Source organism: Dickeya zeae NCPPB 2538 (genome assembly GCF_000406165.1).
GTDB classification, from domain to species: Bacteria; Pseudomonadota; Gammaproteobacteria; order Enterobacterales; family Enterobacteriaceae; genus Dickeya; species Dickeya zeae.
Genome location: NZ_CM001977.1, coordinates 2,157,167 through 2,174,786, shown reverse-complemented (window position 1 = coordinate 2,174,786; position 17,620 = coordinate 2,157,167). Strand labels below are relative to the sequence as shown.

At 48.5% G+C, this 17,620-nt stretch carries 14 protein-coding genes; 5 read left to right on the top strand and 9 right to left on the bottom strand.

Going from position 1 to position 17,620, the window contains the following annotated elements:
• Positions 1-243: 243 nt before the first annotated feature.
• Both DZE2538_RS09435 and DZE2538_RS09430 read left to right on the top strand, forming a co-directional pair.
• A complete protein-coding gene (locus DZE2538_RS09435) occupies positions 244-1,233 on the top strand; it encodes an MBL fold metallo-hydrolase (protein WP_038916196.1) in 990 nt (329 codons plus the stop codon).
• Between the two features lie 12 nt (positions 1,234-1,245).
• Positions 1,246-2,157 carry a LysR family transcriptional regulator gene (locus tag DZE2538_RS09430; RefSeq protein ID WP_038916195.1) on the top strand — a complete coding sequence of 304 codons (912 nt, stop codon included), beginning with the start codon at positions 1,246-1,248 and terminating at the stop codon, positions 2,155-2,157.
• A 6-nt stretch (positions 2,158-2,163) separates the two neighbouring features.
• Here DZE2538_RS09430 and DZE2538_RS09425 read toward each other — a convergent pair whose 3' ends face one another.
• The 4 genes from DZE2538_RS09425 to DZE2538_RS09410 form a co-directional block, all read right to left on the bottom strand.
• Positions 2,164-2,724: an RNA polymerase sigma factor gene (locus DZE2538_RS09425; RefSeq protein WP_038916194.1), complete on the bottom strand. Its 561-nt coding sequence runs from the start codon at positions 2,722-2,724 to the stop codon at positions 2,164-2,166.
• Between the two features lie 5 nt (positions 2,725-2,729).
• A complete protein-coding gene (locus tag DZE2538_RS09420; RefSeq protein ID WP_038915104.1) occupies positions 2,730-3,155 on the bottom strand; it encodes a hypothetical protein in 426 nt (141 codons plus the stop codon).
• A gap of 141 nt (positions 3,156-3,296) precedes the next feature.
• Positions 3,297-3,641, bottom strand: a complete 345-nt coding sequence (locus DZE2538_RS09415) for an MmcQ/YjbR family DNA-binding protein (RefSeq protein ID WP_019846329.1) — start codon at positions 3,639-3,641, stop codon at positions 3,297-3,299.
• 103 nt (positions 3,642-3,744) lie between these two features.
• The gene (locus tag DZE2538_RS09410) at positions 3,745-4,749 is read right to left on the bottom strand and encodes an acyltransferase (protein WP_038916193.1); all 1,005 of its coding nucleotides are present in this window, start codon (positions 4,747-4,749) and stop codon (positions 3,745-3,747) included.
• Positions 4,750-5,477: 728 nt separating this feature from the next.
• On the opposite strand from DZE2538_RS09410, the gene tehA reads away from it, so the two are divergent.
• The 3 genes from tehA to DZE2538_RS09395 all read left to right on the top strand — a co-directional run bounded on the left by tehA (position 5,478) and on the right by DZE2538_RS09395 (position 9,548).
• Positions 5,478-6,446: a dicarboxylate transporter/tellurite-resistance protein TehA gene (gene tehA, locus DZE2538_RS09405; RefSeq protein ID WP_023639679.1), complete on the top strand. Its 969-nt coding sequence runs from the start codon at positions 5,478-5,480 to the stop codon at positions 6,444-6,446.
• Positions 6,447-6,740: 294 nt separating this feature from the next.
• Positions 6,741-7,436 (top strand): expansin EXLX1 family cellulose-binding protein, encoded by a 696-nt coding sequence (locus DZE2538_RS09400; protein WP_038917158.1) that lies wholly within the window; start codon positions 6,741-6,743, stop codon positions 7,434-7,436.
• Positions 7,437-7,679: 243 nt separating this feature from the next.
• Positions 7,680-9,548 carry a potassium transporter Kup gene (locus DZE2538_RS09395; RefSeq protein ID WP_023639678.1) on the top strand — a complete coding sequence of 623 codons (1,869 nt, stop codon included), beginning with the start codon at positions 7,680-7,682 and terminating at the stop codon, positions 9,546-9,548.
• Between the two features lie 240 nt (positions 9,549-9,788).
• Here the strand turns inward: DZE2538_RS09395 and DZE2538_RS09390 are convergent, their stop codons facing one another.
• The 5 genes from DZE2538_RS09390 to DZE2538_RS09370 all read right to left on the bottom strand — a co-directional run bounded on the left by DZE2538_RS09390 (position 9,789) and on the right by DZE2538_RS09370 (position 17,607).
• Positions 9,789-11,225, bottom strand: a complete 1,437-nt coding sequence (locus DZE2538_RS09390) for a serralysin family metalloprotease (protein WP_012884732.1) — start codon at positions 11,223-11,225, stop codon at positions 9,789-9,791.
• Between the two features lie 414 nt (positions 11,226-11,639).
• Positions 11,640-13,079 carry a serralysin family metalloprotease gene (locus DZE2538_RS09385; protein ID WP_038916192.1) on the bottom strand — a complete coding sequence of 480 codons (1,440 nt, stop codon included), beginning with the start codon at positions 13,077-13,079 and terminating at the stop codon, positions 11,640-11,642.
• A gap of 150 nt (positions 13,080-13,229) precedes the next feature.
• The gene (locus DZE2538_RS09380; RefSeq protein WP_038916191.1) at positions 13,230-14,672 is read right to left on the bottom strand and encodes a serralysin family metalloprotease; all 1,443 of its coding nucleotides are present in this window, start codon (positions 14,670-14,672) and stop codon (positions 13,230-13,232) included.
• A gap of 169 nt (positions 14,673-14,841) precedes the next feature.
• Positions 14,842-16,248, bottom strand: a complete 1,407-nt coding sequence (locus tag DZE2538_RS09375) for a TolC family outer membrane protein (protein WP_038916189.1) — start codon at positions 16,246-16,248, stop codon at positions 14,842-14,844.
• Positions 16,249-16,260: 12 nt separating this feature from the next.
• On the bottom strand, positions 16,261-17,607 hold the full coding sequence (locus tag DZE2538_RS09370; protein ID WP_038916188.1) for an HlyD family type I secretion periplasmic adaptor subunit: 1,347 nt from the start codon (positions 17,605-17,607) through the stop codon (positions 16,261-16,263).
• Positions 17,608-17,620: the final 13 nt, after the last annotated feature.

Genomic DNA, 17,620 nt, shown 5'->3' with positions numbered 1-17,620 from the left:
CTCCCTCCGGCGTACATATTCTCTACTGTAAAATATTTGCGCAACTCTTCCGTTGAACGCTAACAGATGAGGTAAGTTTGTCCAGAGCCAACGCATGATCATGGATTAATCTGATGCCTTCCCGGCTTTATCCGCGGGCCCCACCCCCGACCTATTCACACCATGGATAGGTCGTATCCACCAGGTGCGGATTCTCAAAAAATGTTGGTGGAATAACATGAGGCTTTTCGTAAGGAGCCCACCATGTTTATTGCAAAAAAACTTGCTACAACAACGCTGTTAACCGGATCGTTGCTGTTATACCCTGCTCTTCACTCTACTGCGGCTGACGTACCTCAGCATACTGTTCAACAGCAGGCTGGTGGCTATAGCGTTCAGGTTGGCAAAGTTCTTGTCACATCATTTACCGATGGCAGTGTCGCGCAAGATCTTCACCGGCTGCTGCGGCGTACAACAACGCAGAATACGGACGCGTTATTGGCTAAAAACTTTCAGTCCAACCCGGTTGAAGCATCCATTAATGCATTTCTGATCAGTCTGCCCGGACGCAAAATAGTAGTTGATACCGGTGCTGGCCAACTATTTGGCCCCGGCAATGGCGGTCGACTGATTGAGAGCCTGGCAACCCAAGGGATTCACCCGCAGGATATTACGGATATTTTGCTGACTCATGCGCACTCCGATCATGCTGGTGGCATGGTTAAAGACGGTCAGCGGGTATTCGTCAATGCACGCGTGTTCGTGGGAAAACCGGACATTGATTTTTTCTTTGATAACGCGAATCAGAAAAAAACAGGCTACGACAAAAGTTACTTTGATATCGCCGAGAAAACCTTAAAACCCTATTTGGATGCGGGTAAAGTTGTGCCGTTTTCAGGCTCAACGGAGCTAATTCCGGGTATTACGGGCACAGTGCATCCTGGGCATACGCCAGGATCGGCGTTCTATACGCTGACAAGCGAGGGTGAAAAGATAACCTTTGTGGGCGATCTTATCCACATCGCGGCCGTGCAGTTCCCACAGCCAAATATCACTATCGCGTATGATGAAGACCAGGATCGTGCTGCTCGCGTGCGCATTCATGCGTTTGAAGACTTTGCCAGAAATAAAGATCTTATTGCCGCCCCCCATTTGCCGTTTCCCGGTATTGGTTATGTTGGCCGAAACGAACATGGCGGCTATACGTGGGTGCCTGTCACCTATACTGATCGTGCCGCTGCCATCACAAAGTAAACGGATAACAGAATGATGCCATTTTCAGACATGGATATTGATCTGATGCTAACGCTAGATGCATTGCTAAAAGATCAGAACATCACGCACGCCGCCGCGCGGCTGGGTATCAGTCAACCAGCAATGTCGGCCCGACTGTCGCGCTTGCGGGCCATCTTTGGCGATCAACTGTTTATTCCTTCCCCACATGGACGTGGGGTTTTACCAACCCCACGAGCTGAATCGCTGCGACCGCAGGTTGTGAGCGTTCTGCGCGATATATCGACCATGCTTGAACCGGTGAATTTTGATGCGGCAAGCAGTAATCGTACGTTTGTGATTGCGCTGCATGAAAATCCAGCCCTGATGCTGGGGGCAGATCTGGTTAATCAATTTCGGGTTGCGGCACCGGGTATCCGGCTTCGCTTCGCCCTGCCGGAAAGTGCTCGTTTACCTGAGCTGTTGGAAAGTGGTGACATCGACATCTATATTGGCGTGAATGCCGGTGCGCATGATGCCTGGATCAGACGCAAACTTTTTGACGATGAGTTTGCGACCGCGCAGCGTAAAGAACATCCTCGAGGCACTGCTCCCCTTGACCTGAAAAGTTATTGCGCCCTTCCCCATCTGGTGGTTTCCTCCGAAGGGGATCCGTTTACCGGTTTTGTTGATCAAACGTTGGCAGGTCTTGGGTACCAACGTAGCGTGATGATGTCCACCCAAAGCTATGCCATGGCACCACCGATTGTTGCTGGAACCGATCTGCTTTGCACGTTACCCAGACGAATGTTGCAACGTTTTGCCCAGACACTCGATATTTTCGAGCCACCGCTACCCCTACAACCGATTGTCATCAGCATGTACTGGCATCCGAAAAATAGTCATGACCCGGCCAACATCTGGTTACGTGCGCGACTGTTGTGTGCCGTCGGCCTTCAGCCGTGAGGTTAACTATTCCGTTGTCAGCGCATCGTAAACACTGCGTAGCCGCGTACGCAGGTAGAGAACGGCTTTGTGTTTACGTGATAACAACGCCTGAACGCTAACACCGGTTTCAGCTGACAACTCGTTATAGCTGTAGCCCTGCAACTCAGTCTTGTCGAACACCTCACGTTGTGCGGATGGCAATTCAGATAACGCTGCGTCCAGTTCGTCCCACAATAACGCTTTAAGATACTCATCTTCCGGCGTTTGCGGTGTGCCGAACAGCGTTTCCGCCAGTTCATCCTCTGGGAAATCCCCATCTTCATCATCAGTGAAATATCCGGATAACGGCAGCTCGCGTTTTTTGCGCGCCCGGTCGGTCATCTCGTTACGTGCAGCACGAAACAGCCAGGCGGCAACATTTTCCACCGGCTGCTCCACCGTCATCAACTGATATGTCACTTCCTGCAAGATATCGTCAGCGTCATCATGCACAGCCGTCCGGCCGCGGATAAACGCGGTTAACCGCGACCGGCAGGCTTTGATAGCTGAAATCAGCAATGACTCTCCCGCCATTTCGGCTTTCATTGCGGTTACTCGGCTTCCGGTGTTTTAGGTGTTGCATCGGTCGCATTGCGATCATGACGGCGCCCATGCCAGTTACAGCGATCGCGATGGCCGAATCCGTCACGGCGTTGCCGGATAAATTCTTCACGTTGTTCCGGTGTCATTTGCATCCAACGCTCGTGCATACGACGACGCTCGCGTGCCATACCAAATATCCCAGGCCGGAATCCCAAGCCGCCAAACAGAATGCGACTCAGTACCAACAGCCCCAACGCCTGCCAGAAATCAATACTTTTTACCCCAATAATCGCGGGTAATAACGCATTCCATAACGACATCACCAGCAGCCCCAGTACGACAAACAGCACAACAGCAATCAATAACGGTTTTGCCATCCGATGCCCATGGAACCCAGAACCTCTGCCGTGCCGATACATTTCACCATTTCTCATCATATCTCTACCTCATTACATTCTCGGATAACTTGCTTGTGATGTAGTAGACGAATGAGCGGGAGAAATATTGCTGAAAATTTGAAAAAAAGTCGGAAAGACGCTTCAACAGCCCACCGGTGGCTTGCGGGGTAGCGCCTGTTATGCTGTTAGCAGGTGGCTATCAGACACCAGTTGCCAAAGTATCTCGGTATCAATTTCCTGCAAGACGATACTTACCCAATGTTCTTTGTTCATATGGTAAGCCGGTAAAACACCGTTGATTGAACGCAGTGAACCGATCGTCTCTGGTCTGGCTTTGACGTTAACGACTCCCACTTCCGCATCACCTGTTCGCCCCAACTGGTGATTTTTCACGGTCATATGCACACAAAACCATTTTCGGTTCGGATGCCGAAATACGCAGGCATTCGTGTTTTTCCATGGATAGTCTGGTGATACACCATATTGCCGTGCAATGTTTTCAAAAAACTGTTCTTTATTCATACCACATGGTTCTCAGTTGATACTGTTTCCGAGCCCTATTCTGATAGTTGTTCAATGTGATTGTACAGTAAGTCTCAAAGCATAGAGACTGCGAGTTTAACGATCACACAACCCGCCTTAGATAAGGTACTTTCTTTATAAAAAAGACCGAAATAACACAGCATAAAAAAACAATTGCGGAAATTAAAGGGATAGTGATGACAGATTGAACCATCCACCGTCTTGAGGCCAGATAATAAAACAACTCGACAAAAATAGGATGAATGAGATAAATGCCAAGGCTAATTTCAGATAAGAACTTTAACTTTTCCGGATTAATGTATTTAGTGCGACACCCTTTAAGGATCCACATGAAAGAAATGGACATAAGGATAACATTAACACTGAGATAATTATAAAAATAGAGACCATTTTCTTTCCCAAAAATCAAGGAGAGGAAATAGCAAAATAGGCAGGTAAAGACAAACGACGAGAAAAAAATAACACTATAATGCAGTGACGAACGGCTGGGATTACCCCTGACTATTAAGTGCCCACAGATATAGTAAGGGAGATAATAGAGGAACTCACCAAAAAACAGGAAATCGTTACTTTTTATAGAGAAATTATACATATCGCTCAATGAGCAAAAAGCGAACATCATGAATACGAAAAATAATAAAAACTTTCTTTCCGTATTGAATACCACGACTCTAATTAATGGGGTGAAAATATACAGCCCCATTATCATATATAGAAACCACAGGTGATAATAGGGTCTACCATTTACGATGTTTCTTAATATCTCAGTCTCACCACCACCACTAATCCTTGATTTGATTACGCCCCAAAAAATAAAGAAAGCAGACCAAAACACCAACGGATAGAAGATCCTACTCATCCTCTTTTTGTAGAAAAAAGAAAGACTTTCGTTTTTTTCTGGCGAGAGCAATAAGGCCCCACTAATCATTACAAAAACAGGGACACACCAACGAGTTAATGAATCATATATATTGCCAGCCCACCAGGAAAGACTGCCAAGTTCAGCTAAATTTACTGTATAAGCTGAAATATGCAAAACAATAACCGCAAAAGTCGACACAATCCTAGCTATATAGAGCCATTCCATTCTGTTATATTCTCTTTGTTATATATTCCATGCAAACGATCGGTGGCATAGTATCTTATAGGTGATAATTTTAATCCATTTCAATTAATACACATCCATGGCATGTCTAGTTTTATAGCACAATAGATATGTTGAACTGACAAGGATAAGTCTTGCTCGATAGAACAGCGTAACGATTACCCTTTTGTGGATGAAGGTATCGACGATGACCGAACTTAAAAGATGGCAAGTGAAATAACCCTAATGAAAAAGTGAAGCAATCATATCACAGTCAAAATAGCATTCCACGTATAAAACATGCTACTGACGCTACATGATAAAAAATCGTGAGCACGATATCACTGCGCATAGCCCTACCCAGACAGCCCGCTACCGAAAAGCCTAAGAGTTTGAGAACCAGGGGGACTAGCGGCCCCTTCTGTTTTAGTGGCCTAACCTCACGGTGGTCATCTCGCCAGTCAATTAAGCATTGCTTATGTACAGTCGAGCTAACAACCGTTTCGTTTATTACCAGTCTTTTCCACAAATGCGTCAATTTTGTTATTCCCAAGTTATAACAAAAAGTTAGCCGGAGTATTACCTATGAGAGGGATAGACATTCTTTGCCAACTATATAAGTATACCGGCCGATGATGGGATGGCTTTTTGAACACCAGCAAGAAAGGACGTCTTCCTGGCCTCATGAACGCTGCATCGAATAATAATTTGAAATTTTCAGGAGACTGGTGATGAAAAAATCACGTCTTAACCTGCCCTCGGGTTACTTTGGCATCGTTCTGGGGATTATTGGGCTGGGGTTTTCATGGCGGTTTGCAGCGACCATATGGCCGGTTACAACAATACCGGCGAACATCCTTATCATGATGGCCACTATTATATGGGTGCTGCTCATGGCGGCACTCATTGTCAGGATGATCAGGCATGCTGATACGCTTTTGCAAGAGATAAGACATCCACTTAAAAGTAGCTTTGTGAGTCTGGCTCCTGCCACCGCCATGTTGGTCGCAATAGGGCTCGTGCCCTGGAGCTACCCAACGGCGCTCGGTCTTTTTCTTATCGCCGTAACAGTCCAACTCACCTATGCCGCATGGCAAACGGCAGGATTATGGCGTGGACGGCATCCCCATGAGGCAACCACGCCGGGGTTGTATCTTCCTACTGTCGCGAATAATTTTATCAGTGCGATGGCATGCGGCGCGTTAGGATTTCAGGATGTGGGTACCCTGTTCCTTGGGGCGGGTATTTTCTCGTGGCTTAGCCTGGAACCGGCAATACTGAGCCGCTTGAGGAATGTCGATGAGATGTCTCCTGCGGTGCGTTCTTCATTGGGTATTCAGATGGCTCCGGCGTTTGTTGCTTGCAGTGCCTGGTTGAGCGTGAATGGTGGCCAGGCAGACGTGTTTGCCAAGTTGTTATTCGGTTACGGTTTGTTGCAGGTACTCTTTATGATCAGGCTGATTCCGTGGTACTGCTCCCAACCGTTTTCCCCTACATTCTGGAGTTTCTCGTTTGGTGTGGCGTCGCTGGCAACAACCTCTATCCGGTTGGGGCATGCCGTGCCGGGAGGCGCATTATACTGGATGGCCTTCCCACTATTTATTGCATCGAATTTTATTATCGCCCTACTTATTATTAAAACCAGTATGCTTTTACTAAATGGAAAGCTCATTGTCTGGGAAGAAATAGATAAAAAGTAATCGTCGAGTTCAAAACACCGGCGGCAGTCGGTGTTTTGATTATATGTATCGTTACCTGAAATCGACCACTTTCACCATTGCTCACTCGATATCTATCATTGCATTACATGTTTCAATTTCTTTATCTATTCCTGATGATGCCTAATTTTTTCATAAAAATGACAAAGCACGCGCTTATTCAAAGCAGTAAATTAAGATTTTTCTGATTTCGCAAAGAACAATTGTCCAACACTGTTAGCGCTGAAGCAGGACATGCTTCTTAATTCTTACATTAAATAATATATGGACATGAAAATGATGAAACTCAAAAAAGTTTTATTAGCATCCTCAGTATTATTTTTCCCTCTGACTCAACATGCCCAGGCAGCCTGGGAACTTGGTGATATTTGTTATGGGTACGCGACAGCCACCGGTTCAGGTTATTCCGGTGGTGCTCTATTATTGGATCCTATCCCTTCCAATATGGAAATTACTGCGTTAAACCGGACACAACTATACTATAAAGGAGTAAAAGCAGCACTTGCCGGTGCTTATTTAAAAGTTACCGGTCCCAAAGGAAGCACGACTGTATATGTTACGGATCTGTATCCCGAGGGGGGCGATTGTGCTTTAGATCTCTCATTCAATGCCTTCGAGAAAATTGGTAATTTACAAGATGGTAAAATCAATATTCAGTGGGAGCTGGTTAAAGCACCGGTGAGTGGTAACGTCGTGTATAGGATTAAAGAAGGCTCGAATCCTTACTGGGCGGCAGTGCAGTTCAGGAACGTGAAATACCCCATTGTCGGGGTGAAGTATTTACGAGGTACACAATGGGTCAGCGCGCCAAAAACGGATTACAATCACTTTATTATTGAGTTCGTTGGCAAAAATGATATTCCCATCGAATTTACCGATCTTAAAGGCAACATATTAAGTGATACGCTGCCACCGATGCCAGATGGCACGTCGTCAGCCTATCTGATCACCGGAAAAGTCCAATTGCCATAATCGATCGGTAACGCTTGTGGCCACCTTCTGAGGGTTACCGGTACAACCGGTAACCCTCTTCTTTCTTTTGAGCCCTCCGTCTCGCCACGCCACCGTGACATAAACGTTGCTTCACTTCACACTTTTTTATGTTTTCTGATGTTGTTCAGAACTACGGCGGGGTCACACTCAGATAATGATAACCGTCTACACTATGATTACACGGCATTTTTCCTGATACTAACCCTTCACCGGGATGTGCATATGATGAATACGCAGCAAGATAAATCACCAGGTTTATTGGCCATTTCCGCTTTGGGCATTGTTTTTGGCGATATTGGTACCAGCCCACTTTATACCTTTAACACCGTAATACAGTTAGCTGGCGACGCCGCTCAGCCAGCTACCATCCTGGGCCTGCTTTCTACGCTGTTCTGGACCTTAATCATTGTCACTTCTGTTAAGTATGCGCTGTTTGCCATGCGGATTGATAACAAGGGCGAAGGTGGCGTTCTGGCGTTGATGTCTCTGCTACAAGGTAATCAACCCAAACATCAGAAATGGATCATTGCCGCCGGCCTGCTTGGGGCAGCGTTTATTTATGGGGATGGGGCGATTACGCCAGCTATTTCTGTACTGTCAGCGCTGGAAGGATTAGAACTGGTGTTTCCTGAAACCGCAAATTATATCCTGCCGCTGACGCTGGCTTTGTTGATTATTCTCTTCGCTATTCAGCCGCTGGGCACAGACAAAATCAGCCGATTTTTTGCACCGGTGATGCTACTGTGGTTTGCTGTTCTGGCGTTACTGGGTATCAAGAGTATTGTGAGTTATCCCGCCGTGCTCTGGGCACTGAACCCAGGTTATGCGTTGGCATTTTTTGCCAGCCACGGACATATCGGCTTATTGATTCTTGGTGGTGTGTTTCTGTGCGTGACGGGAGCGGAAGCATTGTATGCCGATATGGGGCATTTTGGTCGCAAGCCTATCTGGCTTGCCTGGTATGTGATGGCACTTCCTTGTCTGTTGCTCAATTATGCAGGTCAGGCCGCGTTTATTTTATCCGGTGCAGATGCCAGCAATAATATCTTCTATCGCCTCTGTCCCCCCTCATTGCAAGTGCCCTTGATTGTTCTGGCAACCCTTGCGACTATCATCGCCAGTCAGGCGATTATCTCAGGTGCCTTTTCGATGACCCGCCAGGCCATTCAGTTGGGCTGGTTACCCAGAATGAAAATTACCCAAACGGCAGAACAAAGTTATGGGCAAATCTATCTGGGAACTATCAACTGGCTATTAATGGTGGTGACACTCAGTCTGGTTATTTTTTTCCAATCGTCAGAACGACTGGCCGCGGCTTACGGTATTGCTGTATCCATCACCATGCTGATGACGACGCTGTTGTTGTATATGGCGATGCGTAAGATTTGGCGCTGGAACCGGATACTGAGCCTGAGTATCACCACTGTCTTTATCCTGATAGACCTTGGTTTTTGCGTCGCCAATATGCTTAAAGTATTTGAGGGCGGCTATGTTCCCCTGCTGCTGGCCATGCTGATTTTCTGCATCATGTTTATCTGGCGTCGAGGGGTGACCCGGGTATCACAAACGGTGTCGGAAAAAACGCTGTCGGTGGATGAATTTCTGTCATCATTGCAGAAAAATGGCATTTCACGCGTGCCGGGTGTGGCCGTATTTTTGACCAGAATACAAAATGTAGCGCCCCCGGTAATGCGTTGGCACGTGAAGCGCAATCACGCGCTGCATGATAAAATCATCGCATTGACCATTCAGGTACTGGATGTGCCTCGAGTCAAAAAGGAAGATAAGCTGATTATCACCGAGCAGTACCCAGGCTTCTGGCAAGGTGTGGCGTACTACGGATTTATGGAAAAACCCAATATTCCCGAACTGCTTAAACAAACGCCACCCATTCAGGCATGTAACGATCATGAAGCCGTGACTTACTATATCGGCCATGAGTCCATTGTTGCCAAAGACGGCACTGATGCCCTGCCACGCTGGCAATCCTATCTTTTTGCCTGGATGATGAGAAACAGCCTGCATGTCACCGAGTATTATCAGTTGCCGGGCAATCAGGTAATCGAAATCGGCCGCCGAATAGCTATCTAACCTGCCTTGAAGGGTGACAAGCGTTTCTTCCGCCGTTGTCACCCTCTCATCACCCTTTTTAACCCTGCTTTGCGATAGGAACGATAGAGTTTCAGGTGAGAGTTTGGTTGATAAAAAATAGTATGTTGTAACTAATGTAATATTGGTTATTGGTGCATGAGATGTGATGACATGCGATAAATATTGGTGGGAAGTGTTCAGGAATAAAGGGCGGATAACCGCCCTTCTCTGATGTAAACGTCAAACAACGAAATCCGCAGTTTGTGACACCTGCCCCACGATTTTCACCAGAAATTCCGCAGAAGTATTGTTATCGAGATTCAGGTAAAGATTGCTGACATTGGATGACGCATCCCAATTAAGCATAATTTCCCCACCGCTACCACTGAACTGATTAACAAAGTGCAAATTGTGGCCGGTATTGAATGCGGAAAGATCGATCTTATCAACCCCGGTCTGAAAATCGAGAATCCAGTCAGGGGCGTTAACACTTGAGTCAGACACCGCGGTATAGACAAAGGTATCTTTGCCACTACCACCATACAAACGATCGGCCCCGCCCCCACCATAAAGGATATCGTCACCCGCACCACCCTGTAAGGTGTTATTGGCATCGTTACCAATCAGTAGATCATTGCCTGAACCGCCAATCGCGTTTTCAATGGTGACCCCGTGCGCAATCGATATATTGCCTTTCAGGCCGCCGACATCCGAAAACGCGCCTTCGTTGAGGTTGATGCGCTGGTTATTACTGTAGCCGGAGAAATCAAAGGTGTCGTTGCCGCCCGCATCCCATACCGAGAAAATCAGCGCCTTACTGCTGCTGGTCGCGGTATAGAAATCACGATCGGTATTGGAATGGAACCCGTAGATGGTATCCCCCGTACGGGTGGACATATTGGCACCGTATAAACGCTGGATAGCTTCGATATCATCCAGCATCGGCCCGGCCGCATAATGGCCTTTGAAATCACCACCGGTATTTTTCTCACTCCAGTAACTCATAATACTGAACTGGCGAGTGTCTTCCGCGTAAGTGACATCGCTGTAACTGGGGTTCCCGACACCGGCATTATAATCACCGGGATGATTCAGGCCCAACGCATGGCCAATTTCATGCGTCAAGGTCTGGCGACCATACTCCATCGTATCCGGACTACGAATGTTATCTACATTGTAGTTGTACCAGGTCGAACCGGAAGCGCTACCACTTCCCGGCAGGTACGCATAAGCCTGAGAGCCGTAGTCTAAACGACCACTGGAATCACGGGTGTAATTACCGAAGGTGACATTAGCTGACTGATTACCGGTGACCTCCGTAAACGTGATATTGGCGACATCCGCCCAGGATTGTAGTGCCAGCTTCGCCTGGGAAATTTGCGCGGCATTGAATTTGACAAACCCGGTATCGCCATCCGGTGTAGCTCGCGCTGACTGCAGAAATTTAAACGTCAGGTTAGCGGATTTACCAAACACATTCGCACCGTTCCAGCTCACATTGTCACGGGTAATTTGTGCCCCCGCTTCCTCAAGCGAGTAAGAGGGTTTGCCGTTAATCGTTAATCCATTACCGCGTTCATGGTAGTGCAGCAAATTATAAATTGCGTCATAACTGCTGCTGGGGGCAGATAGTGAATGCAAAGCGTCATCATCACGTGAAGACAGATTTCTTTCCATAAAACCCTCATTCTCATGAATAATCATAAATTGCCATTAAATTTACGGATAAAAATACCCTACCAACTTAATGGCCTATTTTTAGGAAATAAATTTGCTAATATCAGATATAACCTGGTCAGCACCGTTACCAGCGCTGATTAGTTATATAATTCACTGTAATGATTTTGTAAAGAATGTATCGCTATTTTTCTATTTCATCACAGCACTGGCATGAAAATTTAAATACACCGCTAATTGATGAAATTAAAATAAGTTATAGGTATGACGAGAAGGAATAAAGAAAACGATTGCTTTACGCTAAAGCAAGTATTACTAACCGTAGATTATTACAGTAAAGAATAATACCCTGTCGCGGTATTAATGATAAAATAGGGCAGAAAGTCTGCCCTGTAAGTAACGTTCAATAATTAATTACACGATAACATCGGATTGTGCTACCTGACCGACGATACGCACCAGGAAATCGACAGAACTGTGGCCAGCCTCATGTAACCACAGATTCGTAACGCTATCTGCCGCATCCCACTGCAGTATGATTTCCTGACCTTTACCAGAGAACTGATCCTGCACAAAACTCAACTGCCCCTCGCTACGGAACGCCGACAGATCGATTTTGTCCACACCAGTCTGGAAATCGGTGATCCAGTCATACGCCGACACAGTAGAGTCCTGACCGCTGCCGTAGACGAAGGTGTCACGCCCGGCACCGCCGGTCAGCGTATCTGCCCCTGCACCGCCGTACAACACGTCGTTGCCTGCGCCGCCCTGCAGTATGTTATCGGCGCTGTTGCCGACCAGAATATCATTGCCAGAGCCGCCAATCGCATTTTCGATGGTCACTCCGTGGGCAATCGATACGTTGCCTTTCAGACCGCCAACATCCGAGAACGAACCTTCATTGAGGTTGATGCGCTGGTTATTGCTGTAGCCGGAGAAATCAAAGGTATCGTTGCCGCCCGCATCCCACACCGAGAAAATCAGCGCCTTGCTGCTATCGGTCGCGGTATAAAAATCACGATCGGTATTGGAGTGGAACCCGTATACCGTATCGCCAGTGCGGGTAGTCATATTGGCACCGTACAACCGCTGGATGGCGGCAATATCGTCAATCATCGGCGCACCACCATAATGACCGTTGTAGTCAGCGCCGACTTCATTCTCACCCCAGTAACTCATGATGCTGAACGGATAGCTATCCTCAGCATACACGGCGTCGTTATAGGTCGGCTCCCCTTCACCAGCATTGTATTCCCCTGGATGTGCCAGACCAAGCGCATGCCCAATTTCATGGGTTAGAGTCTGACGACCATACTCTTCCGCCCCCGGATTGCGGATGTTGGACTGATTATAGTTATACCAGGTGCTGCCTGCGCCCTGATACTGACCCGGATAATAAGCATAGGCCTGTGTGCCATAATCCAGATTACCGCTGGCATCACGGGTATAATTACCAAAGGTGATATTGGCTGATTTATTTCCCGTTACTTCGGTAAACGTCAGGTTGGCAACATCGGCCCAGGATTGCAATGCCAGTTTCGCTTGTGCAATTTGCTCTGCATTAAATTTCACAAACCCGGTATCACCCGCTGGGGTTGAGCTTGCTGATTGCAAAAACTTAAACGTCAGATTAGCTGATTTGCCAAATACGTTGGTGCCATTCCAACTGATATTCTCACGGGTAATCTGCGCTGCGGCCTGATCAACAGAATAAGAAGTCTTGCCATTAATCGTCAGACCATTACCGCGATCATGATAATGCAGAAAATCATAAACGGAATTATATGCACTGCTCGCATTTGCTGATAATGCGTGTTGAGCGTCATCTTGACGTGAAGACAGATTTTTTCCCATAAAATCCTCTGAAAATAATATAAGCGAGAGTAGCCATTACTTATTCAGGGCGAACAGAACCCTGCCAGAATGACATATGAATAAGATTTCGATGGAAATCTTATTAAACAGGATAGTGACACTACCCTGTTTAATATTTTCAGTGATTAATTACACGATAATATCGGACTGCGACACCTGACCGACGATACGTACCAGAAAATCCGCAGAGCTGTGGCCCGCTTCATGTAACCACAGATTCGTGATGCTATCAGCCGCATCCCACTGCAGTATGATTTCCTGCCCTTTACCAGAAAACTGGTCCTGCGCAAAACTCAGCTGCCCTTCGCTACGGAATGCTGACAGATCGATTTTGTCCACACCGGTCTGGAAATCAGTGATCCAGTCGTACGCAGACAGGGTTGAATCCTGGCCGCTGCCGTAGACGAAAATGTCGCGACCGGCACCACCGGTCAGGGTATCCGCGCCCAGACTGCCGAACAGCACATCATCGCCCGCGCCGCCCTGCAGGATGTTATCAGCGCTGTTACCAACCAGAATATCGTTACCAGAGCCGCCAATCGCATTCTCGATAGTGACCCCATGCGCAATCGATACATTACCTTTCAAACCGCCAACGTCTGAGAACGAACCTTCATTGAGGTTGATGCGCTGGTTACTGCTGTAACCGGAGAAATCGAAGGTGTCATTGCCACCCGCATCCCACACCGAGAAAACCAGCGCTTTGCTGCTGTCGGTCGCGGTATAAAAATCACGATCGGTATTGGAGTGGAACCCGTATACCGTATCGCCAGTGCGGGTGGTCATATTGGCGCCGTACAGCTTCTGGATAGCGGCAATATCATCCATCAATGGTCCGGCTGAGTAATGGCCTTTAAAGTCTCCGCCGGTATTTTCCACATCCCAGTAGCTCATGATGCTGAACTGGCGGGAGTCTTCTGCATAGGCCGCGCTGTTTTTATAGCTGATATCCCCTTCACCGGCGTTATATTCAGCCGGGTGGCTCAGCCCCAATGCATGCCCAATTTCATGGGTGAAGGTATGTCGCCCGTATTCTTCGGTACCCGGGTTACGCACAGTCGACTGGTTATAGTTGAACCAGGCGCTGCCCGACAGCGGATGCGTCCCCGGATAAGCCGCATAAGCCTGCGTATCCGTATTCAGGCTGCCATCCGCATTGCGGGTGTAATTGGCAAAGGTAATATTTGCTTTTTGACTGGGGCTGACTTCGGTAAAAGTCAGGTTCGCAACATCCGCCCACGACTGTAATGACAGTTTTACCTGCTCCATTTGTACCGGCGTAAATTTTACCGGTCCAGTATGGCCGTTAGGCGTCGACGTAAAGGTATCCAGGAACGAATAGGTCAGATTCGCCGCCTTGCCATACACATTATCGCCGTTCCAGGTGGTATGCGGTCGGGTTAACCCTTCATCCACCGCTTTATCGGTGGAATAGGACGGTTTGCCATTCACCGTTACGCCATCGCCACGTTGATGGTAATACCAAAAATCATAGACATCGGCATAGCCGATATAATTACCTGCCTTGGCAGCAGCAGAGGTATTTGATGGTATATTCTCGTTTTGTTGCATATTACTTCTTCCATAAAGTCTGACTTATTTATTACAGTCAGAATGCCTTATTCGCCATTATATCGTCGGCAGTCACCCTGACCGCCCAACGCATGGCACACCCATCTTTCGCAGCCTGCTACGAAAGAAATCTAGTGGAAACGGCATCACTTCGCGCAACAGGCGCTTATTAATGTGTTTTATTGCCGGATGACGTTTTTACCTTACCCTTTCTGGCAACATCGGCGGGTTGAAACCAGGCGGCCAGTTGCATCATGTCCTGCTCATTGAGCGTACCTGCGGTATAGCGCAGAATTAACCATGCCTGTAGCCAGCGATATTTCACTTCCGCCAGCTCGCGCCGGGCGTTGTACCATTCCTGTTCCGCCATCAATACATCCAGATTAATACGTTCACCACCGGCAACGCTTTGCCGTGTAGCGCGAATGGCTTCCTCCGCGGCGGCGACACTCATTTGCCAGGCTCGGATCTTGGCTGCGCCGTTGGTACACAGGTTAAATTGACGACGTAACTCCGCGAAGGTTTGCCGGGTTTGATTATCCAGTTCAGCCTGACTTTGCTCGTATTCCGCTGTCGCCTGACGCATTGACGCCGACACCGCACCGCCGGAATACAGCGGTACACGCACCTGTAACCCTACCGTCTGGGTGTCATATTTCTGGTTATAGTTATATTCAGATTCAGACAGGCTATTGCGAGTCGACGCTACCAGATCCATGCTCGGCAGATGACCTGCACGGTTACGCTCGATTTCATTGCGGCTGTAACCGACGTTTTCTCGCTGCACCGCCAGTTTTGCGTTGTACCGGACCGCCAGTTCACGCCATTGCGTTAAAGAGCGGTTTTCCGTCACGTTATCTGGTAACACATCCAACGCCAGCGGCGACAAATCCTGAATCTGTAGCGGCGAGCCAATCATATTTTCCAGCGCAGTCATGGCGGCATCCAACGTATCTTCCTGCTCTATACGTTGTGCATTAGTGACGGTGTAACGTGCTTCTGTCTCACGCAGATCGGTTTGCGTCCCTTCTCCCGCCGCCAACAAGCGACGATTCAACGCCAGTTGCTCCTCATAGGCACGACGTTGCGCATCAAGTAACGTTAATTTTTCCTGCGCCAGCAGCGCGTCGCTCCATGACTGATACAGCCGTACCATCAAGTCCTGGCTACGATCACGAAATCGCTGATCGGCCATCAGTTTGCGGCTGATGCCCTGCTGATAACGCGCCCAGGCGGCATAATCCAGCAACGGCTGACGCAGCGTCAGCGTTGATACATAGTTGTCGTAATCACGTTGACTGGTGTTATTCACCGTGCGATCCCGCTGCGTCACCTTGGAATGGCTGTAGTTAACGCCATAGTTATACTGTAACGACGGCAGCAGCCCGGCCCGACCGATCGCCACCTCTTCCTGCCCGGCATCCCGTTCAAAACCAGCCGCTCGCAACTGTGCATCATTACGCAACGCCAGTTCCCAGGCGTCGACCAACCCCATCGCCTGAGCGCCGCCGCCCGGCAGAGATAACACTATTGACAGAGATAACACCATTGCCAGTAATACTGCTTTCCTTCGCATTGCTTTCTTCCGTTACTCTTCCGTCAGCGCCAGATGCATACGATCCATCAACGGCTTAAACAGATAATTGATAAACGAACGCTCCCCGGTACGCACAAAGCCCTGCACCGGCATGCCGGGTTTAATTTCCAGCCCATGCAACGTTCGTTTGCCTTCTTCGCTCACCTGAATTCGCAGGCTGTAATATGGCGCGCCGTCTTTCTCATCGACCAGTCGGTCGGCGGAAAGCAAGGTCACTGTCCCCGGAACGCGCGGTGTCGTACTCTGGCTAAACGCGGTAAATTGCAACTCCACCGGCAACCCGGCCCACACTTTATCCACCATTTCTACCGGAATGCGCCCATCCACCAGCAAGGGCTGATCTTCCGGCACGATTTCCATCATCACCTGTCCGGCGGCGATCACCCCACCTTCAGTGAAGACCTTCATATCCACCACGGTACCGGCAACCGGTGCACGCACCTGCACATTAGCCAGATTAAAATCCGCCTTCTCGCGCTGGCTTATCACTTCGTTCAGTTTGGACTGTACATCAGATAACTCGCTGCTTACTTCTTTGTCATATTCCTGCTGACGCTGGGCAATGCGCAGTTTCTGTTGCTGAATATCCCGACGGATTCGCCCTGCATCGCCACTGGTCTGCGCCAGTTCACCACTCACCTGCGCAAACAGTCGCTCCATTTCCAGCATTTTATTGCGCGGCACATAATTCTCCGCCGCCAGTGGACGTAATCCCTGCAACTGCTGGCTTAATACGGCTTGTTCCGACTGCTTGCTGGTGATCACTTTTTGCAACGCGCCAAGCGATGTCTCCATCCCCTCGATACTGGCGCGCACACCTTCAGTTTCCAGTTTCAGAGCCTGTTGTCGGCTATACAGCAGATTTTCCTGTAACGCGATAATGCCCGCTATTTCTGGCCGCTGGCGTGCTTCAACCAGCCGGGGCGTCGCCACTAACGATGACTGATTGCGCTGTTCCGCCAGTAATCGGGCTTCGCGCGCAATCAACTGATCATATTGGGAACCTAATCCCTCGCTGGTGGTACGGGCATCAACGGCATTGAGCGTCAGCAATACCTGACCGGCAGCAACACGGTCCCCCTCTTTGACCTGAATGCGCTCGACAATGCCGCCTTGCATGTGCTGGATCACTTTGCGATTGCCAGAAACCACAACGTTCCCCTGCACCGCCACACCTTTATCCAGCGGCGCCAGTAATGCCCACAGCAGAAAACCGCCAAAACCGGCAAATACCAGCCACCAACCCAATCGCAACGCCCGTTTTTCATCACGACTGGCCCGATCGCGCATTGTCGCTTCGTTTAATTCATCCTGTGTCGTTACATCCATGCCTGTCATTGGTCCGTTCCTG